Annotated in this window: 15 protein-coding genes; 8 read left to right on the top strand and 7 right to left on the bottom strand. The window is 43.0% G+C overall.

All coding sequences use genetic code 11. The annotated features are described in order from the left end of the window. Window positions 1-24 precede the first annotated feature (24 nt). The 4 genes from DDT91_RS03410 to DDT91_RS03395 form a co-directional block, all read right to left on the bottom strand. Window positions 25-903: a PHB depolymerase family esterase gene (locus tag DDT91_RS03410; protein WP_187174729.1), complete on the bottom strand. Its 879-nt coding sequence runs from the start codon at window positions 901-903 to the stop codon at window positions 25-27. Window positions 904-1013: 110 nt separating this feature from the next. Further along, window positions 1014-1787, bottom strand: a complete 774-nt coding sequence (locus DDT91_RS03405; protein ID WP_187174728.1) for an AraC family transcriptional regulator — start codon at window positions 1785-1787, stop codon at window positions 1014-1016. A gap of 518 nt (window positions 1788-2305) precedes the next feature. After that, entirely contained in the window at window positions 2306-2734 is a 429-nt protein-coding gene (locus DDT91_RS03400; protein ID WP_187174727.1) for a hypothetical protein, read from the bottom strand. A 36-nt stretch (window positions 2735-2770) separates the two neighbouring features. Beyond that, window positions 2771-3691: an IS1595 family transposase gene (locus DDT91_RS03395; RefSeq protein ID WP_187174726.1), complete on the bottom strand. Its 921-nt coding sequence runs from the start codon at window positions 3689-3691 to the stop codon at window positions 2771-2773. Between the two features lie 284 nt (window positions 3692-3975). Here DDT91_RS03395 and DDT91_RS03390 point away from each other — a divergent pair, with 284 nt between their 5' ends. Beyond that, entirely contained in the window at window positions 3976-4551 is a 576-nt protein-coding gene (locus tag DDT91_RS03390; RefSeq protein ID WP_187174725.1) for a Crp/Fnr family transcriptional regulator, read from the top strand. A gap of 336 nt (window positions 4552-4887) precedes the next feature. Then, on the top strand, window positions 4888-5505 hold the full coding sequence (locus tag DDT91_RS03385; RefSeq protein WP_187174724.1) for a DUF998 domain-containing protein: 618 nt from the start codon (window positions 4888-4890) through the stop codon (window positions 5503-5505). Here DDT91_RS03385 and DDT91_RS03380 read toward each other — a convergent pair. Together DDT91_RS03380 and DDT91_RS03375 are read right to left on the bottom strand one after the other, a co-directional pair. Beyond that, window positions 5488-5778 (bottom strand): hypothetical protein, encoded by a 291-nt coding sequence (locus tag DDT91_RS03380; protein WP_187174723.1) that lies wholly within the window; start codon window positions 5776-5778, stop codon window positions 5488-5490. The genes DDT91_RS03385 and DDT91_RS03380 overlap by 18 nt on opposite strands. A gap of 180 nt (window positions 5779-5958) precedes the next feature. Beyond that, window positions 5959-7974 carry an alpha amylase C-terminal domain-containing protein gene (locus DDT91_RS03375; RefSeq protein ID WP_370539284.1) on the bottom strand — a complete coding sequence of 672 codons (2016 nt, stop codon included), beginning with the start codon at window positions 7972-7974 and terminating at the stop codon, window positions 5959-5961. A gap of 1058 nt (window positions 7975-9032) precedes the next feature. Between DDT91_RS03375 and DDT91_RS03370 the strand changes: the two genes are divergently transcribed. Both DDT91_RS03370 and DDT91_RS03365 read left to right on the top strand, forming a co-directional pair. Then, a complete protein-coding gene (locus DDT91_RS03370) occupies window positions 9033-10460 on the top strand; it encodes a DUF1254 domain-containing protein (protein WP_187174722.1) in 1428 nt (475 codons plus the stop codon). 12 nt (window positions 10461-10472) lie between these two features. Further along, window positions 10473-11891, top strand: a complete 1419-nt coding sequence (locus DDT91_RS03365; RefSeq protein ID WP_255502009.1) for a DUF1254 domain-containing protein — start codon at window positions 10473-10475, stop codon at window positions 11889-11891. 304 nt (window positions 11892-12195) lie between these two features. Here DDT91_RS03365 and mtaB read toward each other — a convergent pair whose 3' ends face one another. Continuing rightward, the gene (gene mtaB / locus DDT91_RS03360; RefSeq protein ID WP_187174721.1) at window positions 12196-13515 is read right to left on the bottom strand and encodes a tRNA (N(6)-L-threonylcarbamoyladenosine(37)-C(2))-methylthiotransferase MtaB; all 1320 of its coding nucleotides are present in this window, start codon (window positions 13513-13515) and stop codon (window positions 12196-12198) included. A gap of 233 nt (window positions 13516-13748) precedes the next feature. On the opposite strand from mtaB, the gene DDT91_RS03355 reads away from it, so the two are divergent. The 4 genes from DDT91_RS03355 (at window position 13749) to DDT91_RS03340 (ending at window position 22485) form a co-directional block, all read left to right on the top strand. Further along, complete coding sequence (locus tag DDT91_RS03355; RefSeq protein WP_187174720.1) at window positions 13749-15911, top strand: glutamine synthetase III; 2163 nt, start codon at window positions 13749-13751, stop codon at window positions 15909-15911. 544 nt (window positions 15912-16455) lie between these two features. Next, window positions 16456-19515, top strand: a complete 3060-nt coding sequence (locus DDT91_RS03350; RefSeq protein WP_187174719.1) for a SusC/RagA family TonB-linked outer membrane protein — start codon at window positions 16456-16458, stop codon at window positions 19513-19515. A gap of 2 nt (window positions 19516-19517) precedes the next feature. Next, a complete protein-coding gene (locus tag DDT91_RS03345; RefSeq protein WP_187174718.1) occupies window positions 19518-21116 on the top strand; it encodes a SusD/RagB family nutrient-binding outer membrane lipoprotein in 1599 nt (532 codons plus the stop codon). A gap of 229 nt (window positions 21117-21345) precedes the next feature. Next, window positions 21346-22485, top strand: a complete 1140-nt coding sequence (locus DDT91_RS03340; protein ID WP_187174717.1) for a glycoside hydrolase family 18 protein — start codon at window positions 21346-21348, stop codon at window positions 22483-22485. Window positions 22486-22490 lie beyond the last annotated feature (5 nt).

Raw genomic sequence — 22490 nt, 5'->3', positions numbered from 1 at the left:
TCTTACAAAGCCTCTATAAAACCCTTAAGGCTTTTTATTTTTACTGAAAAAATCCCAGAGCACTTCATTCATATCCAATTCCTTGGAGGTTTTCCCTAGTGGAAAACCAATATTAAAAGGGTCCGCACCCGGCCATGTATGTCCTCCTCCTGTGATCGAAAGCAAATGTACGGACACAACCTTTCCCTTAACTTGAATCCACTCAAGTGAAGTTGAATCTTCCTGATGTTTATCAAACACCTGTGAAATTGCCCCTGTTGGATTTAAACCGTTGTTTTTTAACCAAAAATGAAAGGTATCTTGGGCAGATGCATAGGCGTTGGGTTTCCCGTCAAAGTTGACTACCCTATCTTCGGTTCCATGAACCTGCATGACACTGATAGGATTTGCCTGTTTATGAAAAAATTGAACAGAATCCGGTAAAGGACCAGATATGGAGGCAATAGCCGCAAAGGTATCTGGCAATTCGGATGCTAGCCTATGGGTGAAAAAGCCTCCTCTGGATAATCCGCAGGCAAAAATAGCCTTCTCATCAATGGAGTATTCTTTTTTCAAAGACGTCAGCATCGCTTGTACAAATTCAACATCCTTATGCCCATGCTGATAGGACATATCAAAACCAACATTCCAATCTTGGTTGATTCCGGTAGGATATACCACGATAAACCCATATTTATCGGCTGTATTATTCATCCCGGTATAGAACATCTGCTCGGCCGCAGTCATCCCCCCGCCATGGAAATTGAACACTAATGGGAAAGACTGTTCGGGGTTTTCATGATAAGCCTTTGGAAGGTAAACCAGGTACCTCCTCCGCTCGTCTTCAACTTTGACACCTTTTACCTGTGCTTGGACTGTCCCAACTACACATACTGTAAGAAAGAAAAAGAATAATGTTTTCATTTGCTTTTTTTTCTGCAAATGACTGAAATTCAATAACCCAAAGCTGTCAAAATGGTCATTCCGCTATACCAAATGGTCATTCAGTTGAAATAAAAAATAAAACCTGAAATTTAATCTTGCTGTTTTCTGAATTCAGATGGAGTAATTCCCGTTTCTTTTTTAAATGCCTGATTAAAGGTATTGATACTGTTAAATCCAGCTTCCATACCGATGGCTGCAACCGTAAAATGGGAATGGTTTGAACTCTTTAAGAGTTTTTTTGCCTGTTCAACCCTGAATCCATTGATAAACTGATTGAAATTTTTCCCTGATTGATGATTAATTACCATTGAAACTTTTTGTGGAGTGGCATGGACGGCCTCGCTCAATTTATCTAAAGTCAAATCAGGGTTAGTATATGCGTCATGGGTAGTTAAATAGGCAAGAATTGCCTGATACAATGAAGAAATCTCAGGATCTCCCAATGGGGTACTCTTATATTTTTGATGGGCGATTGAGGTCAGGTAAGATTTCTTGATAGCTATCAGTGTCGTACTGTAAACTACGGCCGAATACACTATAGGCCCAATGACATAAGGGACTTTTTCTTCAAAAAGATTCAAGACATAGACAAACCAAATACAGACAAGCGCAATCCCAATCAGGTTTAACCACTCTTTTTTTACAGCAGTAGAACTTGATGATTTTACCCTGAATAATCCAAAGATTATATAGCCAATATAATGACCGTAAAAAATTATAAAAAATAAAAGGACACCCGCTGTAGGAAGTGCTTTTAGAAAAGCTTCTTCCATACTGATTCCAAACAAAAAGAACATAATAAAGGGAATAAAATGGAAGCTTTCCTTAGTCCTCCACTCGTTCCCATGAATAAGTTTATCCATATACATAACGTATAATGGACCGATGGTAAGCATAAAAGTTAGTCCTACAAAAATGACCTTCAGTGGAATGAAGTCAGCAAAGTATAACCAAAGGGATTTTCCTACCCTCAATGAAAGGAATAACACCAAAATAGCTAAAATCTTTTGGGAAGAAAAACCTCTTGATTTGGTAGAAAACAGGAGATAAATCACACAAAATATCCCATGTAGGACTCCCAATCCACTCATCAAGACCAAGAGCAAATCTGAACCTTTCATTATCAGTATCCTTTATTTTAATGATGAATAAAGCTCCGATTTATCGAAAATAGCAAAATTTGTTTTATTGAAAGGGCCTTAGTCTTGGGAAGTTTTAAGCTTACCAATTTTTTAATTATCGTGAAGAATCAACATCAATGTTAGGCTTTCTTAAAAAAAATATTTGCTCCAATCGGATGGTTGCTGTTACCGGAAGCCAAGATTAGGCACAACCAAATCTTTTTCATTACCATTTTTTAATAAAATAGGTAAGTTATTCTCTAATTACTCTCAACAAAAATTAATCTGCCAAACAATGATATGAAGAGTATATAAAGCCCAAGGATTAGGAAGAAGATATTGGAACCGACTTCTCCTGTCATAATCACCCGAAGAATAGACAATCCTCCAATAAAAAAATGCGCAAAATTTCCCAGTATTAAGGGTCTGGCATAAATTCCCCCGATTTTGGTATTTTTCAACATCCAGTTCATTACTCCAAATCCTATATAAACAGCTCCGAGAAGTTGGAATATGAGTATTAAGGCAGTGGTTGGTTCTTGAACCAAATCTGATAAAATTTCCTGTGGGAAAAATGAAAAAACCATTCCCATGATAACTAAAAAAGCAGCTGAGGAGGTCATGGTAATTCTTGAATATGACATAAACATTTTTATTTTTTTTTTTTTTGGAAAATCCAATACTACCAAAGAACCAAGCTTAAGTCATTTTTTAATATTTTATGATTATCCGCAATCATACCAGTAAGGGTAAATCGAAGCAATGATGAGTCGGTCAAAGAGTTTTTGACCAAAGTATCTTCTGTTGAGCTTGTAGCAAAACTCATCCAGGTAGTTCTGCATCATTCGTTCGCTTATCATATGGTATGTCTGCAGGTGTTTCTTTAAGTTACTGATGGCAATATGAACCCACTTGAGGTTAAAATTGCCCTCTTTGGTTCCAGAGATTTCTCTGACATGGACATCTATACAATCACTCAGATCTGAGAAGGTGGTACTCTTATCTGTTTGAAGTACAGCGTTTGAATCAATGTATTCCTTGATTAAAGTCTGTGCTGTTTTTGCCTCCAAGTTCTTTATTTTCTTCATTTTGAAGTACCTACAGCTCTTAGCAAACTTTCCCGACTCAGGGTCTTCTAAAACAGTCGATTCGGCCATCACAGCCACTTTTGACTGTTTTTGAGTACCTCGGCCTCGCTTGAGTTTGCTTCGGACTTGGACTTTGGTGGACTTTCCCACAAAAGCTTCATCGTATTCAACCATGTCTTCAAGTCTGTAGCGGTCATCACGTTTTCCCATGACTGCCCTGAGCTTGTGATACATTCTGAAAATCGGTTCATAACGCTTCATCCCCAGTTGTCTTTGGAGTTCAGCCGCACTGAATCCCTTCTTGGTAGCGGTAATGAATGTGATAGCCATCATCCAGATCCTAATCGGTAAGTTGCTGCTCTCCATGACTGTACCGCTCTTGATGCTGGTTCTGAACCCACAGGCGGCACACTGGAAAGAAAGCTTGTTTTCAAGCCAATAGTGTTTGAGACCAGTGCACTTCTTACAAATGATCCCTTGCCGGATTCTTTGTTCTTTGATGAATTCAACACAGGAAGCTTCGTCCGGAAACCGATTAATGAAATTGATAATGTTCATGGTCAAAACCGTCTATTTTGACCTAATTAAAAGCAAGTTGAAACCCAACTAAAGCAATTGTCACTAACTGTCAGTAAGAACTTATTTGGCTACTGGTGTCATTGCGGATATACATATAATATTTTCTGTAGAATATGAGTATCAAAAAAAGCGCAAGGCTAGATGATTTCAATTACCATTTGGTAATAGTTGCCTTTGGTTTTTTTTAAAACCTAAAAAACTATCTTTCCCTAAAAAAAAATTTCTTTCTAATACCCAACTGTTCAATTTTAACAAGGATTCCTATGCTCACTCATCTTATCCAACACTTAGAAAGGTATATACCTGTCTCAGATTCATTGCGGGAGTCTATCCAAAAAATATGCAAAGAAATCATTGTACCTAAGGGAACATTTCTGCATCAGCCGGGGAAAATTTGTACTCACACCTATTTTATCCATACCGGACTCCTTCGTATTTATTACCAAAAAGACGATAAGGAAATCACGGACAACTTTGCAGCTGAGGGAGAATGGATTACCTCCGTGTATAGCTTCATGAGAAATATTCCAGATAACTTTTTCATCCAAGCGCTCGAACCTTGCGAACTTATTGCCATAAGGGTTGAAGACCTTGAAAACTGTTTTGCCACCTACCATGAAATGGAGCGATTTGGAAGGAACCTAATTTCTTCTTATTTCTTAGAACATTCTGAGCGTTCGCTCTCTTTTAAATTTTTTAGTGCAAAGGAACGCTACCTGTACTTTAATAAGACCTCTAAGAGCAAAGTTTCAAGAGTTCCCTTAGGGATGCTCGCTTCCTACTTAGGGATAACACAAGAAACCCTGAGTCGTATAAGGGCTGAAAAAGACCCTTTTTGATATAGATCAAATTTTTATTGAAAACCCTACACAAGTTTTGCAAGCAAATCACAGAATTTCATTCAATATGCTAACAAAACTAATCCTCATTTTCTCTATTTGTTGGATATCTTGCCTGCCAATCCAAGCACAACAGGCTAACAATTTGCCTGGCAATGATCTAGAGCAAAACTCAGTAAAAGTAGACACGGTCTTGCAAAAGATTGATTCAGCAGTTATTCCGAAAAAGTCAATAAAAGAAAAGTTTAAAGTCGAAAGAAACCACTACCATCAAAAAAGGCAACAAACTCATAAGTACTACAATCCATTGAGCTTCATCTATCGACTTTTTGCATTATGAAGCATCCACAAAAAGTATATGCTTTGTTGGGACTTCTGGCACCTGCTTTATTTGTCATGACCTACCTGTCAATTAGCAGTGGTAGACCAGAATACAGTCATCTGACCAAAGCTGTCAGTGAATTGGGGTCAATGGATGTGGCCAACCGCTGGGTATTTAATTTGTTTGGCTATATACTGCCCGGTTTGATGATTTCTCTGTTTGGTTATGGACTTTTCCAATACCTGAAAGAAAACAATTCCAACAAATGGCCTCTTATAGGCATTGTCGGGAGCGGATTATTCATGGCTTTGGCAGGGATTTTTCCGGGAGATTTTGAAGATAGGAATTCCACCACTATGATTTTGCACAGTATTGGAAGCGTTGGTTCTTACATTTTCTTTCTGATAGGTGCCTTCACCTTCCCACGATTAATGAATAAAATCAGCTATTGGAATAATGGCCGATGGATTGGATTAATCATTACTTGGCTTAGCATTGTTTGTGGCAATTGGACTTTTATTTTTCCTGAAATTCCAGGAGTTGGTCAGCGAATTGGTTTTGGGATGTACTTTTTTTGGATAGGACTACATGCTTATTTATTATGGAAAAGTGATTCAAATATGAAATCCTGAACCGAAGCTGATACTCACCCACCTCTTAGAAGCCAACCAGAAATGCTTCTCATTATTGTTTTTTACAAAGAAAAGTTCAACGCATACCGCACCGACACCCTGCCCCGATTTGGTCAGCATACCCCGCTCATAGAGGTATTGCAGGTATCTGGTAGTTGTTGCATTGGAAACTTGGGTGATGGACATGTATTTTTTTGCACTCATGCTGCCTTGGAAACCCTCAGGACCTGCATCAAAAATTTTCCCAAGTACTTTTGTATGTCGTTCTTCCATAAAACCGTGATTTCTAAGGAAAGCAAATTAAAAATTTGAAGGAATACGGAGGTGTGGTCACAAACCTCGACTATAAAAAGAGAAGTTTAATCTAGACGCAACTTTCCTTAACTTTTATTTTAAAGTACTTCAAAAGTAATTTCGATTCAGATTTGGATCAATTAATCCACTTTTATTCCTTTATTTTTTCCTCTCCATCACCATCACCACCCGGTTCGGCACATACAAATGCACCTGTTGGTCTTTGTCCGTAGGGTAGGCGATGGACTTTTCAAGGCGCTCGAAGCCCCCGTAGATTTTTTCATCGGAATTGAGCAGGATATGATAAGTTCCTGCCTCGGGCATACGGATCGGGAAACCGAAAAAGGACTCGGTAGGATGGAAAGAAAATACAAAGATCAATCCCCCACGGGTATAGGCTAGGATCTTCTTGTCGGGATCGAGGAAGAGTTGCTCGGCAGGAGGGGTGGAGAGGAGTCGGTGTTCGGTGGCGAGTTGGATCATGACCTTATCCCAGGCGTCGAGTTGGCGGTAGCGTAGGTGAGGCGTATCCACGAGTGACCACTGCCGACGGGCGTATTGGTAGCTCCAGTCGTTGCCCAGTCGGGGGAAGTCCACCCACTCGGGATGCCCGAATTCATTGCCGATAAAGTTGAGGTAGCCCTCACCGCCCAGCGTGAGCGTGATCATGCGGATCAGTTTGTGCAGGGCGATGCCCCGATCCACCACCAAGTTTTGCTCCAAGACGGACATGGAGAAGTACATCTCCTTGTCCATCAGCCAGAAGGCAATGCTTTTGTCCCCGACCAGCGCCTGATCGTGACTCTCGGCATAGGCGATGGATTTTTCCCGAAGCGGTCGGTTGGTCAACTCGTGCCATAGCTCAAACATGTCCCACTGCTCATCCAGCTTGTGCTTCAGTGTCTTGATCCAGAAATCAGGAATCCCCATGGCCAGACGGAAATTGAAACCAAGACCTCCATCTTCCACTTTTCGACTCAGTCCCGGCATGCCGCTGACCTCTTCGGCTATGGAAATCGCCTGGGGCTTGAGTCCATGAATCAGCGTATTGGCCAGCTGAAAATAGAGTACGGCCTCTTCGTCCACTCCTGCATCGAAGTACTTCTCCGCCGAATCAAAAGACACATGTCCGTGGTGATGGTAGAGCATGGAAGTGGCCCCGTCGAAGCGGAATCCGTCAAAGTGAAACTCCTCCAGCCAGTAGCGGATATTGGAGAGGAGAAACTGTTGCACTTCCCACTTGCCATAGTTGAAAAGCTTGGAGTCCCAGCCCTCGTGATACCCTCTGGGTCCGGGATGAAAGTATTGATCGGCACTTCCGTCAAATTCATTGAGGCCTTCGAGCACGTTTTTCACCGCATGGGAATGCACGATGTCCATGATGACGGCGATGCCCATGCGGTGGGCAGTATTGATCAGGCTTTTCAATTCTTCCGGTGTCCCAAATCGGGAGGAAGGCGCAAAGAAATTGGAGACATGATAGCCGAAGGAACCGTAATAGGGGTGTTCCATGACCGCCATCATTTGTATGGCATTGTAGCCCCCGGCTTTGATGCGGGGGAGGATGAGTTCCTCGAATTCTTTATAGGTGCCGACCCCGAGTTTTTCCTGGGCCATGCCCACATGGCATTCGTAGATCAAGGGCATTTGGGCAGCTTCTTTCAGGGAAAATTCCTGATCGGTCCAGCCAAATTCGCTTTCTGGAAACCAGAGTTGCCCGGCAAAGTCATGGGTGGACTCGTCCTGAATCACCCGACGTATATAGGCCGGAATACGGTCCAGATCGGTTTCATTGGCACCGATGACACGGACTTTGATTCGGCTTCCATGGACAAACGTATGCTTGTATTGCTCTAAAGGCAGGAAGATCTCCCAATCTCCCCGGTGATTGCGGCGAAGGGGATGGGAATTGCGGTCCCACCAGTTGAAATCGCCCATGAGGAAAAGGGCCTTGGCAGCCGGTGCCCATTCCCGATAGATCCAGCCATTGCGGATTTTATCGAATTGGATTCCATAGTACTCATGCATTCGGGCAAACTCCAGGATGTTACCGGAGAAATCGTTGATAGTACGGATGGCGGATTGGAAATTGTCGTATCGCTTTTTGATTACGGCTTCAAAAGGTTTGAGCCAGGGTTCGTCGGCGATCAGTGGTAATTGCATTGGGTCTTTCACAAAAAATGGTTTTTTGCCTAGGATGAAATTAAAAAAAAATGTTAGGAATGGAAGTGGGGAAGAAAAGTTTCACCACTGCGTGGCTAAAGTTGGAAGGGATGTGGCAACCACGGGCTCCCGCCTGCGGTGATGGATATCGTTGCTTCTTGGGAGTTGCGTGTTCCAAGATTTCACTGGTTAGGATAGAGGAATTGTCTTTAAAGGAGATCCGAAGGATCGTGATTCTTCATGACCTCCGCTGGAGCTGAGGATATTTAAGGGGGTTGAGCCTGGACCCCAAAGGGGAAGAAAGGGCCTCCACCTTCAAAGAGGTCTTTGGATATTTTCAAAAGCCCTTGTTACTCGAATGTTGAAAATTTGGACTGGATTTTTAAGGACTCACAAAATGCCCTTCTACTCGGAGTCATTTTAAAGAGGGTGTAAAGTGATTTCCTAATACTAGACATTTGGTGTTTGGGCCATCTTTGGTAGGATTTTCAATCCGACCAAAAAATCAGTTCTATACCCCGGTATCCAAATTCTCCCTTGATCATTTCTGTTGAGAAACCTTCCCTCAAAATCCCCTCTCATGGCTTAAGCTAAATTCGGCTACTTTAACCCGAGACTCGACGATCTGACTAAGCCGGAATCCTTACCCTTTAAATTCTTAAAAAATTACTCATCAACCCCTCACTTATATCTAATTCCTATTCAGAAAGGGTAGAAGAATTGCTGGGATTTAGCCAAGCGTTTTCTAGTTTGAAAACTTACAACCAAAACCTATTTTCAATAGCATTAAAGGAAAAATAAAAATCAGTTTAATAAAGAAACGATAAATTGATAGGCACAATAATTACATTTTTTCTTGAATAAAATCAAAAAGATAAGTTAATTAAGTCATTGAAACCATTTACGGTGGATCAATATTCCTGAAATCGGCTCTTTCTAGCTTAGTTTTAGCTATTTCAGCCATGCTTGTCAGGTCTTAGGTTGCATGTTTTTGAGGAGGTTTTTTTTAATTCTTCCTTTAGTCAAGTTCTTTTTGAAATCAGTTTTTCAATTCAACCAACACGAACTAAATGGTACATACATCCAGATTTTTCCTTTTCCTGATTTTGGGCATCCTTCTTTTTACCCAATGCCAAAAAAACAGAGAACTTAATCCTTCCGAAGCCCGGGAAATAGCCAAAAAAGCATTTATTTATGGATTTCCCATGGTCATGAATTATAAGGCGCTCTATGCGAATACCATCGATAAAAATTCCGGCGATTACAAGGGGGAGTTCAATGAAAAGTCTTGTGAAGCGCGACTATTCTCCCCACAGGATAAAGCAATCGTGACCCCAAATTCCGACACCCCCTATTGTATGTTTTGGAGTGACATTCGAAATGAGCCCCTCGTTTTGTCTGTTCCTGAAGTTGACCCGGACCGATACTATAGCTTCCAGTTGATCGATTTATATACCCACAACTTTTTCTACATCGGTTCTTTAACCACGGGCCACAAAGCCGGAAACTACCTGATCGCAAACCAGGATTGGGAGGGTGAAATTCCGAAAGGGATTACCCAGGTAGTGCGCTGCGAAACAGGGCTTTTTTTTACGATTATCCGTACCCAGCTCTTTGATGCCAACGATCTGGATAATGTAAAAAAACTGCAGAATGACTATCAGGTACAGACGCTCAACGAGTATCTGGGCAAAGCAGCTGTGGAAAATAAATTCCAGAATGTGTTTCCAGAATGGGTAGAGGGAGATCAATTTACCGAAGCCTCATTCCGCTACTTTGATGCCATTGTCCAGTTTATTGAACCTATTGAAAAGGAGGATTCTTTATTTGCGGAGTTTGCAAAATTGGGGATTGGAACTAAGCAGGGATTTGAGCTGACTTCTTTCAATCCGGAAATACAGGAGGCAATCAAGAAGGGCGTGAGCGAAGGATTTGAGGAGATGAATGCCTTTATTAAATCCCAGTCATCCGATCCATTGGGAAGCTCCAAAATATTTGGAACCCGGGAATTCCTGGAAAAAAGTGCAAAAGAAAATTACGGATTCGACGATTTCTATTTGCTCAGGGCTGTCGGGGCTTTTTTGGGGATTTATGGGAATTCAGCCCAGGAGGCGACTTATCCCATGTATCTAACCGATCACCTTGGGGAGTCCCTCGATGCCTCCAAACATAAGTATACCCTCACATTTGAACCGGGTCAATTGCCACCCGTGCAATCGTTTTGGTCACTGACCATGTACGACGGGAAAACTCAACTGTTGGTCGACAACCCCTTAAACAAATACCTGATCAGCTCTACCCATGCCAATAGTTTTGTCAAAAACCAAGACGGCTCTATCACCTTCTACATTCAGGATGAATCGCCGGGTAAGGCGCTTGAATCAAATTGGCTGCCTGCTCCCTCAGGTCCTTTTTATGCTGTGATGAGGCTTTATGGGCCTAAGGAAGAGGTATTGCAGGGAAAATGGGTGAACCCGAAAATGATTGCCAACAATTAATAAAAGCACGCAATGAAAAAGTTTTCTCTTACCCTTTGTTTGGGTTTGGTATGGATGTTTCAATCATGCTTTCCCGAAAAACAGTCCATCCTTACCACAGATATCGATGAGGCTGAATCGATTGCCAAAGAAGCCTATATTTTCTCCTATCCATTGCTGATGGGGTACCAGGCCCAATACTTTTCCGCAGCTCCCCAAAGCCCGGGTTATCGCGGACCCCTCAACCGGATTACGAATGATACCATTCCTGCAGATGATACCCGAAAGGATGTGGTCACCATGAATGGAGATACACCTTATACTCCCTTCGGTCTGGATTTAAGGGCTGAACCCATGGTACTCTCCATCCCGGAAATAAAGGATAGATACTATGTGTTTCAATGCATAGACCTTTTTACCCACAATTTTGCATTCATAGGCACCCGTACCACGGGCACAGAAGCTGGGGATTACCTGTTTGTGGGACCGGGTTACACGGGTGAAATACCAACAGATAAGTTTAAGGCTGTTTTTTACAGTGAGAGCCAGTTCGTCACCATTATAGGAAGGACCCAGCTCAAAGGAAATGACGACCTTCCGAATGTGCTGCAGATCCAAAAAGGATACAAACTTCAATCTCTAAACGAATTCAATGGCAAGGAGCCTTTACCGGTTCCCAAAATAGATTGGGTGCCACTCAATCCTGAAGAATTTGGAGACGCCAGATTTATTAAATATGTCAATTTTTACCTGAGCATGGTACAGCCTTTTCATGCCGAAGACAGCGAGGCGCTTCAGCGCTTTGAGAAAATAGGCATAACACCTGGTGCTGATTTCGATTCAACCAAGTATTCCCCAGAAGTACTTGCAGCCATTGATAAAGGGATAAAGGCTGCCATTACGGACATTCAGGATAAGGCCGAAAATATTGCCCAGCGGGTAAATGGCTGGAATATGATGGAAGCCTTTGGGCCAAGGGAATTTTACAAAGGAGATTGGTTGTTGCGTGCAGCAGCAGTGATGGTGGGTATCTATGCCAACGATAAGGCGGAAGCGTTCTATCCGATAGCCTATGTGGATGCAGATAATGAAGTTCTGGACGGAAGCAAACATAACTACAAGGTCCACTTCAACAAGTCGGATATCCCTCCAGCTAAGTATTTCTGGTCGATCACCATGTACAATAAGCAAGCGGATGGTGTGGCCGGATACATGGTCAAAAACCCGATCAATCGGTTTCTGATAAATTCAACTACAGAAGGCTTGGTTTATGACAAGGACGGTGGGTTTACAATTTACATCCAACCTGATATGCCTGCCGGTTCAGAGCAAAAAGCAAACTGGCTGCCCGCCCCAAAGGAACCGTTTTATCTGGTGCTGAGGGTGTATGGTCCTGAGCAAGCAGCCATGGATGGTTCTTGGGCTCCTCCGGCCATTACAAAAGCCCAATAATCAGGAGATGAGAAAGTTGTACAATTAGGGTTCCACCAAACCCTTTGACCAGGCCCTTTTGGTATTATTTCACGTTTGTCGAGTAGGAAAGAGGTTTGAATTCCCGGTAAGGCTTTACTTTCCTTGCGGTCCTCGGAATTTGAAATTCCGAGGTCATATGATAGGATTTCTAATCCGACCAAGAAAAACACCATTTCCTTACCTCAGCAATAAAATCCAACTTCTCCCAATACCCATGTGCCGAGGTAAAAAAATATCACAGACTTGGAGTCTCGAAGGGGTGAAATTTGAAATGGTTTGGGAATTAATGCTTTTCGAATACCATCTCCGGCTCCCTTACCTCTACGTTTCCGGCAGCGTTGATAGCATCCAGGGTGACTTGCTTGAGTTCGTTGACGAGCATGGGGTCGTACTTGGCAGCCACTCGGATGTAGTTTTCGGTGAAGCCATGCATCTTGCCATCTTCCACGTCTTCTTCAAAAAGAACGGTAAAGGTCTGCCCCAGATTTTCCTCATAAAACTTTCTTCTCTTTTTCTCAGAAAGGATTCTCAGCATCTTGGATCGCTCGTTTCGCTTTTTCAAGGGCACAATGCCATCCATCTCCACAGCTCGGGTATTAGCCCGCTCGGAATAGGTAAATACGTGGAGGTAAGAAATATTCAGCTCGTTGAGGAAGTTGTAAGTTTCAAGGAAAAGTTCATCTGTCTCCCCCGGAAAGCCCACGATCACATCCACACCGATGCAGGCATTCGGCATCAGGGTTTTGATTTTGCTGACACGGTCTTCGTAAAGTTCACGAAGGTAACGGCGACCCATTCTCCTTAATATAGTGTTGGAGCCTGACTGAAGAGGAATATGGAAGTGGGGAACAAATCGCTTGGATCGGGAGACAAACTCGATGATCTCGTTGGTCAGGAGGTTGGGTTCGATGGAAGAGATTCGGAATCGGTCGATCCCTTCTACCTCATCCAGTGCCACCACTAAATCCGCAAATCGCTCCACTCGTTTTCCTTCCACGATGCCGAAGTCTCCTATATTGACACCGGTCAAGACGATTTCCTTCACATCGGTAGCGGCGATTTCCCGGGCTGAAGCCAACACAGACTCGATGGTATTGCTTCGGCTTTTTCCTCTGGCCAAAGGAATAGTGCAGAAAGCACAGCCGTAATTGCATCCGTCCTGAACTTTCAGAAAAGTCCGAGTGCGGTCATTAATTGAGTAGGCGTTATTAAAGGATTTGGCTTCGGTGATTTCGCTTGCGAGAACTTTGGCTTCCTGTTCTTTGGCAAAGTCGCCCAGAAGTTCGTGTAGTCGGAATTTTTCGGCAGCACCAAGTACCGCGTCTACTCCTTCGATTTCGGAAATTTCGGTGGGTTTGAGTTGCGCATAGCAGCCGATGATGGCTACATAAGAGTTGGGAGATATCTTTTTGGCCTCCTTGACAATCTTTTTACACTTTTTATCGGCATTCTCGGTCACCGAACAGGTGTTGATGATGAAAATGTCGGGATTTTCCTGAAAATCGACTTTCAGGTAGCCTTTTTCTTCAAATTGTCTGCTGATTGTAGACGTTTCTGAGAAATTTAGCTTGCAACCGAGTGTATAAAAGGCAACTTTTTTCAATTTTCTCCTTCAGATAATGGATTTGCAAAGGTAAGTAATCCCCAGCTTTTTACAATTTTCGAAATTGTGGCCCGAAAACACACTTTTTTTCAGCTTAAGGCTATAAAATCACCATGATTTTTTGAAAAAAGTGGAAATTTTTTGAAAAATCACCTCAAAAATGAGCCATTCTCTTTTTCAGAAACATATTTTTCTATTTTTGTGGGTGTAATCTTAAACCACAAATCGTAGATATGGCAACATTGAGACAATCAGCCTTGGCAATGGTTCAGGCAAGACCTCGTGTCGGCGTAACCCCGCCTTCCACCAAAATTTCAGACTACTTCGGTACCAATGTGTTTGGACCTGCGCAAATGAAGCAGTCTCTCGCTCCTTCCGTTTACAAAAAAGTAATGGAAGCGATCGACAAAGGAACTAAAATCGATCCGTCAACCGCTGAAGAAGTGGCATCCGCGGTGAAAATTTGGGCCATATCTAAAGGGGTAACCCACTACACCCACTGGTTTCAGCCATTGACCGGTTCTACGGCAGAGAAGCATGATTCCTTCTTTGACATGTATGCCGGTATGGAGAAATTCAAGGGTTCAGCTCTTGTTCAGCAAGAGCCAGACGCATCTTCTTTCCCTCACGGAGGTATCCGTTCTACGTTTGAGGCAAGAGGATATACCGCTTGGGACCCATCTTCTCCGATTTTCGTGTTTGACAAGACCCTTTGTATTCCCACCATCTTCGTGTCTTACACAGGAGAGGCTTTGGATTACAAAACTCCTTTATTGAAATCCATGGAGGCGATCAACGAGGCCGCAGTTGCGATCTGTCAGCTCTTTGACCGTAATGTGAGAAAAGTGACTCCATCCTTGGGTATTGAGCAGGAATACTTCGTGGTAGATAAAGCACTCTTTGCAGCTCGTCCAGACTTGGTGATGGCAGGTAGATCTGTTTATGGACATACTCCGGCAAGAGGTCAGCAGTTGGAAGACCACTATTTTGGTTCTATCCCTACCCGCGTGAAAGATTTCATGATGGACTTTGAAGTGGAGGCGCACAAGTTGGGCATTCCGGTTTCCACCCGTCACAATGAGGTAGCTCCCGGACAGTTTGAAGTTGCTCCGATTTTCGAAGAGATCAACAAAGCCATCGATCACAATCAGTTGTTGATGGACTTGATGGATAAAGTAGCTGAGAAGCACAGTTTGAAAGTTCTTTTTCACGAAAAGCCATTTGCAGGCGTAAACGGTAGCGGTAAGCACAACAACTGGTCATTGATCACTGATACCGGGGTCAACTTGTTCCAGCCAAGCAATTCTGCAAGAGAAAATCTTCAGTTCTTGGTATTCCTTGTAGCAACGGTAAAGGCAGTGTACGACCATGCCGATTTGTTGAGAGCAAGTATTGCTTCTGCATCCAACGACTTCCGATTGGGAGCAAACGAAGCACCTCCGGCAATTATGTCCGTGTTCTTAGGGGCAACGCTTTCCGAACTCTTGGATGAGTTGGAGAAAAACGGAAACGTGAAAATCGAGAAGGGTGACAACATGTATATGAAGTTGGGCATCTCTAAGATCCCTGAAATCATCCTGGACAATACTGACCGAAACAGAACCTCTCCATTTGCATTTACCGGAAACAAATTCGAATTCCGTGCAGTAGGTTCTTCTGCCAACTGTGGAGGTCCGATGATGACCCTCAACGTGATCGTGGCTGAGGTGCTGAAGCAGCTTTATAAGGACATCGAGAAGGAAATGAACGCTGGCAAAGAGAAGAAAATAGCCATCGTCAATGTCCTCAGAAAATACATCAAGGAATCTAAAAAGATCCGCTTTGAAGGGGATGGCTACTCAGAAGAGTGGGCAAAAGAAGCTGAGAAGAGAGGCTTGAATAACTTCAAATCCACTCCTGAAGCTTTGGACGTGTATACTAAGAAAGGGACCAAAGAGCTTTTCGAACGTCACAACGTACTCAACCACATCGAGGTGCATGCCCGTCATGAGATCGAATTGGAAGCCTACATCAAAAAAGTACAGATCGAAAGCCGTGTGATGGGTGATTTGGCTTTGAATCACATCATTCCTACTGCGATTTTGTATCAAAACAAACTGATCGAAAATGCAAACGGTTTGAAAGGTCTGGGACTGGACAATTCCGCGCCTGTGGAGACGATCAAAGAAGTGTCTAAGCACATTGCAAACTTGAGAACCTTTGTCAACGAGATGACAGAAGCTCGGAAGAAGCTCAACAAAGAAGAAGATGTGATTAAGCGGGCAAAAGGCTATCAGAAGGAAGTAAAAGAGGCTTATTTCGACAAAATTCGCTATGCAGTTGACAAGCTTGAGCTGCTGGTGGATGACGAAAGCTGGCCTTTGGTGAAATATCGTGAAATGCTCTTTATCCGATAATCTTTGTGATTGTCGTCGAAAAGCCATCCTGAATCAGGATGGCTTTTTTTATAAAGGCATTTTTAAAAATTTTTATAAATCTTAAAACAGAAACTAATAAATCTTTCCAGTTTCTAGTCATTTTTGAATGACTTTTAGGGCCAAGTTTAAAGAAGTTATATTTTAATTATTTCGTTTTTTGTGTTTCTTGATGAATTCTTTTAGAAATGTTTAAAAAGTAAAGCTATAAACCTAAAAAATGACGGTCTTAATTCTTTACTTTTTTAAAAAAATTGAGAAAATTTTATGACTTTTTTCAAAAAAAACTCATAAAATTCTTTTGAGGGATTTTTAATTTATTTAGCTTTAGAACTTATAGACTAAGGTGAGACTGTTTAATCGAACTATTTTCTGTGGTTTTTCTCTCATTTTCAGATCTTTTCAATTGTGTGGTAGGTTTTAATTGTCATTATATGGTGCAGGGTTTACTTAATCCTTTCTCCTCCAAAGCATCCGGGAATCCGGGTAATCCAATCAATTTATTTCTAACCTTTTATTACCAGCTATGAGAAAGTTTCTATCAATTACTTTCGCATTGGTGCTATTGCTGAGCTTTTCTGTCTCGGCACAGGACCAGAGAAGAGTGTTGAAGGGAAAGGTCACTGCTTCGACAGATGGTCTTCCCATGCCGGGAGTTACAATCCTGGACAAGAGTAATCAGACGGGTACTACTACCGATGTAGACGGACAGTATTCGATTTCGGTAACGGATAAGTCCGTTTTGGTTTTTTCCTTTATCGGCTATGCCAGCAAAGAATACACCGTGGGCAACATGACCCAATTGGATGTGGTTCTTGAGGAAGATTCAAGAGTATTGGGAGAAGTAGTGGTAGTAGCACTAGGTCTTACCAAGGAAAAGGAAAAAGTCGGGTATTCAGTTTCAACCGTCAGTAGTGAAGTCCTTGATAAAGCCAGAGAAACCAACGTGGCAAATTCCCTGGCAGGTCAGGTAGCCGGTTTGGTGGTAAAAGGTACCAATGGTGGCCCTGGAGGTTCATCCAATATCGTCCTTCGCGGTCTCCCAAGTATTTCAGGTACAGGTTCACCTCTATTTGTAATCAATGGGGTTCCTATGGACAACACCCAGCGTGGTTCTGCCGGACAGTGGGGTGGTAGTGACAATGGGGATGGTATCGGTAACCTAAGCCCTGACGATATCGAGACCATGACCGTATTGAAAGGTCAGGCTGCCTCAGCCCTATATGGTGCCCGTGCTTCAAACGGTGTCATCCTTATCACGACCAAAGGTGCTCAAAAAGGAGGAGACTGGTCCTTGACTTACAACCTTAACGTGATGACTGAAAACGCTGTGGATTTCACCAATTTCCAAAGAGAATATGGTCAAGGTACAGGAGGTCAACGTCCCATTACCGCAACTGATGCGAGAACTTCTGGCCGATTTGCCTGGGGTGAAAGAATGGGTGGAAATGTAATCGGCTACGATGGAAATCAATATCCTTATGCCCCTTCTAGTGAAGGATATATTGATTTCTACCGAACTGGTACAAATACTACCAATTCGGTGGCTATATCTAAGGGATTGGGAAAAGACGGCGCCTTCCGACTGTCACTTTCTAATTTAAAATCGAATTCTATCGTTCCAAATAGTGGTGTAGATCGACTCAATATCAACCTCAATATCGATCAAAATATCACAGAAAAGCTAAATATTACTGCCATGATCAACTATATAGATCAAGAGCAGACCAACATTCCTTCCCTAAGTGATGGGCCTAGAAACCCAAACAACTTTCTGTTTTTGGCTCCGAATATTCGACCAAGCATCTTTGCTCCCGGTTATGATGAAGCAGGAAATGAAATCGTCTTCAGTGATGATATTTTCGTAACTAACCCATATTTCGTAGCCAACAAAAACATCAATAACCTTGGAAGAAAGCGGACTATTTCTGCTCTTTCGGCAAAGTATAGCTTTACTCCTAAGATCTATGCCATGCTTCGCGTCGGTAATGACGTTTCCAACGATGACTTCTACAATGTCGAACCTACAGGATTGGCTTACACTGCAAACTTGCAGGGGAACCTTGGAGGTAGAGGGCTTTCTACCCGTACCGAACTAAACGTGGATGCATTGTTAGGAGGAGATTTTAAGCTTTCAGATGATATTTCCCTAGACGCCTTGGTTGGTGGTACTATCCGAAAAAATAGCTTCGAAACAGTGGGAGTAAGCGGTTCGCGCTTTGTAATTCCAGGTCTATACTCTCCATTCAACGTAGTAAACTTTGGTCGATCCTATGGCTTTGAAGAACGTGAGGTACATTCTGGTTTCTATTCTCTCGGCTTTGGATACAAGGATTTCTTGACCTTGACTACCACAGGTAGATATGATGTGTACAGTACTTTGCCTGTCAATAACAACAACATCTTCTCCCCATCGGTGACGGGTGCGTTTTTGTTCGATAAGTTTTTGAATATGCCAGCTTTGGATTTCGGTAAGTTGAGAGCATCTTATGCAGTGACCAGCGGTGAACCTTTTGCAGCATATCAAACCCAGTTTTATTACAACTCCGCCAATTCATATGCAGGTGTTCCAGCAGGTTCTTCACCTTTGGGCCTTCCTAATCTCTCCTTGAAGCCCTTTACCACCGATGAAATCGAAGTTGGCTTTGACCTTAGCTTCTTCAAGACAAGACTCTCCTTTGACATGGCCTATTTTACCAAAACCACCAACAATGAGATCATGAATGCCAACTATTCCATTTCTTCAGGCTTTAATTCGGGGGTGGTTGCGACAGGTTCTACTCGTAACAAAGGTATAGAAGTGTTGGTGACTGGTATCCCAGTGCAAACTGCCAATTTCTCCTGGAAGTCTTCTCTCAACTTTACTAATGTGAAAAATGAGGTATTGAGTACTGATCCAAACAACAATCCGATCAACCTTGGACAAAATAGAGCAACCTTAGGCAACGCAGTTACTGCCTATGTGGTTGGACTTCCTGGACCTCAAATCCGTGCTTATGACTATAAGTATGATGCCAATGGCAATATCGTAGTCAACAGCGCAGGTATCCCTGAAAGAGGTGAACTTAAAAACTGGGGATCTGTCCTTCCTACCGTGTATGGTGGCTGGAATAACGATTTCACATTTAAAAGCTTCACTTTCGGCGTTTTGATAGATTACAGCTTTGGAAATAAAGTGTTGTCAGCAACCGAATTTTATTCTCACTTCAGAGGCTTGCACCAAAATACACTGGTGGGTCGTGAAGGTGGTGTCACCACCAATGAGATCACTGCCACAGCAGAAAATTACTACAGAGGTCTAGTTCAAAACGTAACCAGAACCAGCGTGGTAGATGGTGATTTCATAAAGCTCCGTCAACTTACCTTTGGCTATACTTTCCCACGTGAAATGTTTAATTCAGTTCCGGTGCTGAAAGGTTTGACAGCTTCTATTGTTGCCAGAAACTTGGCTATTTTGATGCGAAAGGCGGAAAACATCGATCCGGAAGCCACTTTTGGTTCTAATATCAGCTACTTGGGAATTGAAGGAACAAGCCTTCCAAGTACCAGATCCATTGGATTCAACTTAAACTTCAAATTGAATTAACTATGAAAAAATATATCAGTGCTTTTCTTTTAGCGGGTTTTCTGGGGGTGACCTCATGTGATTCGAATTTTGAGGAGCTTAACACAGACCCTAACAGGGCAGATGCTACAGTTTTTGACCCCAATCTTATTTTACCGATCGCAGCTAATGGGTATGGGGGAATGATATCAGGTTACTCAGGAGCTATTTTGTTTCAGAGTATGTGGATTCAGGCTATGGCTTCTACTTCTACAGGTGGTGCCAACTATTATTCAAACGCAGATAAGTATGTCATATCTGGAAGTACCAATTCCTACATTGCCAACGTCTGGAATAATGGCTACAGCACAGCTTCGAGAATTCAGCAAATGCAAAAATTGGCCAGAACAAAAGGAATGAATAACCTGGTGGCAGTAGGAGGTATCTTCAAAGTTCTTACTCTGTCATTTGTTTCGGATATCTATGGTGATATTCCTTATTCTGACGCACTTAAAGGTGACGAAGGAATTACTCAGCCTAAATATGATAGCCAATCCCAAGCTTACATTGCAATGCTTACCGAATTGGAGGCTTCTCTGGTAGCCCTTAGCCCAACAGGAGATGCCATCCGAAATGATGTGATCTATAAAGGTGATATTGCTAAATGGAGAAGATTTGGGTACTCTTTAATGCTCAAAATGGCCATGCGCCTGGTGAAAAAAGATGCAGCAGCCGGTAGAACCTGGGTTCAAAAGGCTGTAGCAGGGGGGGTATTTTCTTCCACAGCTGATGATGCGTTGATTCCGGGCGATGAAGCAAATGGATACTCAAATTCCAGCGCCAATGCTCTAAATGTACCTGACGATATCTATGAGGTAAGATGGTCAAAGAAAATGATCGACTACCTGAAGGCAACCAACGATCCTCGCCTTCCTTTGGTAGCCGAAGTTCCCAACCCAGGACTCGCGGCTAATCGTAGCGGTGACCCAGGTAATAGCAACCCGAACGTTCAAATCGGCCTTCCTAATGGTTTTGACCTTCGTGGTGGACAATTTGATATCTCCAGACATCCTGATTTTCCGGGAGGTACTGGCACAGGAAATGACATCGCACCTATTGGAGCCTATTCACGTCCTACTTCACTTTATCGAAACAGAAATGCTCCCGTTTTTGCGTTGACTTATGCCGAAGTGCAGTTGTTACTTGCTGAGGCTGCGTTGAGAGGCTGGACCACCGGCTCTCCTGCAGACTATTACCGAAATGGTGTGACTGCAGCATTTACTTCAATGGCTAAATTTGGCGGAGCAAGCATTTCTGCCAATTCGATCGCCTCGTATGTGGCAGCCAATCCATTGGACGTTAGTTCTATGGATGCTTCTATGAAAATGATCAATGAACAAATCTGGGCGACCACCAGTCTCTTTGCCAACTTTGTAGAAGCCTGGAACAACTGGAAGAGGTCTGGTTTTCCTAACCTTACTCCGGTAAATTTCCCCGGAAACTTCTCTTCAGGACAGATTCCAAGAAGACAGCCTTTTCCAAATGGTGAAACTTCTCTGAATGCGGATGCCTTGAATGGGGCTATTTCCAGAATGGGAGGCGATGACTGGATCACCAGAACTTGGTGGGACGGAGGTAATTAATTCCCTCAGATTGTACAATGGGGTTCCCTGAGTTTGTATTTCACCAGTTTTAAATTGGAATTGAAGTGCTGATTAAGAGAATTCCCCTTTCTAAAGGGAGGTAAGGGAATTTTAGCTTTATGCCCTTAAATGCTCATTGAATGCAAAGTTCCAAATAACTATAATTTTTATTCCAGAGGTTTTGGATTCGTCCAAGACCTCTGTTTTTTTGAACCAAAACCCATTTTGCATGAATCAATCTCTGTTTAGGAACGTAGTATTCTCCTTGACTTTGGTCATCACTTTTCCCTTTTCTTCTTTGGCACAAAAACCCTACATCGTCGGATATGTTGCCTCCTGGAAGGGCGTGGATCCTGACCAAATTCCCGCTGAAAAACTCACCCATCTCAACTATGCCTTTGCCAATGTGGAAGATGGAATCGTGACCTCCGGCAAAGGACTGGCCGAGCGGGATAGTCTGAATTTCATCCTGCTCCAACAACTCAAACAAAGAAATCCCGACCTCAAAATCCTGGTGTCCATAGGTGGATGGACTTGGTCCAAAGGATTCTCAGATGCAGTCTTGACAGCAGAGGGCCTTACCAAACTCACAAAATCCGGCATCGATTTTTTAATTAAACACCGATTGGATGGATTGGACTTTGACTGGGAATATCCTGCCTGGCCGGGAGACAATAATCCGGTCAGACCTGAGGACAGAGAGAATTTCGTGGCCATGCTCAAAAGTTTCCGTGAGGCATTGGACTCCTTGGGCAGCCTTCACGGGAAACATTACCTCAGCACCATCGCATCCGGGGGATTCAGACAATACCTGGAGGTCAATGATCTTAGAAGCGCACAGCACTACCTAGACTTCATTAACATCATGGCCTATGACTTTTTTGGGGCAGGAGATCCGTTTACCGGACACCATGCCAACCTGTTTGACGGAGAACCTGAATTGGTGCCTGAAATGAAAAAAGGGAGATCGGCTCACTCGGCAGTATTGGACCACATAGAATTTGGAGTTCCTGCCGAGAAATTGGTTGTAGGGGTTCCATTTTATGGGAAACGCTGGAAAAACGTGGAGGCAGGGCAGACCCTAGGCAGGTATCAGCCTGCTGAGTTTGATCAGTCCATGCCTTATGCTAGGATCAAGGAATTGCTATTGGATCCTTCCTATGAAAAGTATTGGGACTCTACTTCGCAAACTCCATTTTTATATTCGCCTGCGAACAAACATTGGGTGACCTATGAGGATGAGCGCTCCATGGCAATCAAGATGAAATACATCAAAGAAAAGGGATTGGCAGGAGCCATGTTTTGGGAACTGTCTGAAGATCCCGATGGAACCCTTTTGGAAACGATGGACAAGGAATTAAATAACTAAGAAAA

Source organism: Algoriphagus sp. AK58, from assembly GCF_014324365.1.
GTDB lineage: Bacteria > Bacteroidota > Bacteroidia > Cytophagales > Cyclobacteriaceae > Algoriphagus.
This window is presented reverse-complemented; position numbering and strand designations above follow the sequence as displayed.

Coding starts and splice junctions, on each gene's coding strand:
- DDT91_RS03345 (WP_187174718.1), top strand. CDS start 19,518: ATGAAAAAATATATCAGTGCTTTTCTTTTAGCGGGTTTTCTGGGGGTG.
- DDT91_RS03395 (WP_187174726.1), bottom strand. CDS start 3,691: ATGAACATTATCAATTTCATTAATCGGTTTCCGGACGAAGCTTCCTGT.
- DDT91_RS03355 (WP_187174720.1), top strand. CDS start 13,749: ATGGCAACATTGAGACAATCAGCCTTGGCAATGGTTCAGGCAAGACCT.
- DDT91_RS03370 (WP_187174722.1), top strand. CDS start 9,033: ATGGTACATACATCCAGATTTTTCCTTTTCCTGATTTTGGGCATCCTT.
- DDT91_RS03405 (WP_187174728.1), bottom strand. CDS start 1,787: ATGGATAAACTTATTCATGGGAACGAGTGGAGGACTAAGGAAAGCTTC.
- DDT91_RS03385 (WP_187174724.1), top strand. CDS start 4,888: ATGAAGCATCCACAAAAAGTATATGCTTTGTTGGGACTTCTGGCACCT.
- DDT91_RS03365 (WP_255502009.1), top strand. CDS start 10,473: ATGAAAAAGTTTTCTCTTACCCTTTGTTTGGGTTTGGTATGGATGTTT.
- DDT91_RS03380 (WP_187174723.1), bottom strand. CDS start 5,778: ATGGAAGAACGACATACAAAAGTACTTGGGAAAATTTTTGATGCAGGT.
- DDT91_RS03410 (WP_187174729.1), bottom strand. CDS start 903: ATGAAAACATTATTCTTTTTCTTTCTTACAGTATGTGTAGTTGGGACA.
- DDT91_RS03340 (WP_187174717.1), top strand. CDS start 21,346: ATGAATCAATCTCTGTTTAGGAACGTAGTATTCTCCTTGACTTTGGTC.
- DDT91_RS03350 (WP_187174719.1), top strand. CDS start 16,456: ATGAGAAAGTTTCTATCAATTACTTTCGCATTGGTGCTATTGCTGAGC.
- DDT91_RS03390 (WP_187174725.1), top strand. CDS start 3,976: ATGCTCACTCATCTTATCCAACACTTAGAAAGGTATATACCTGTCTCA.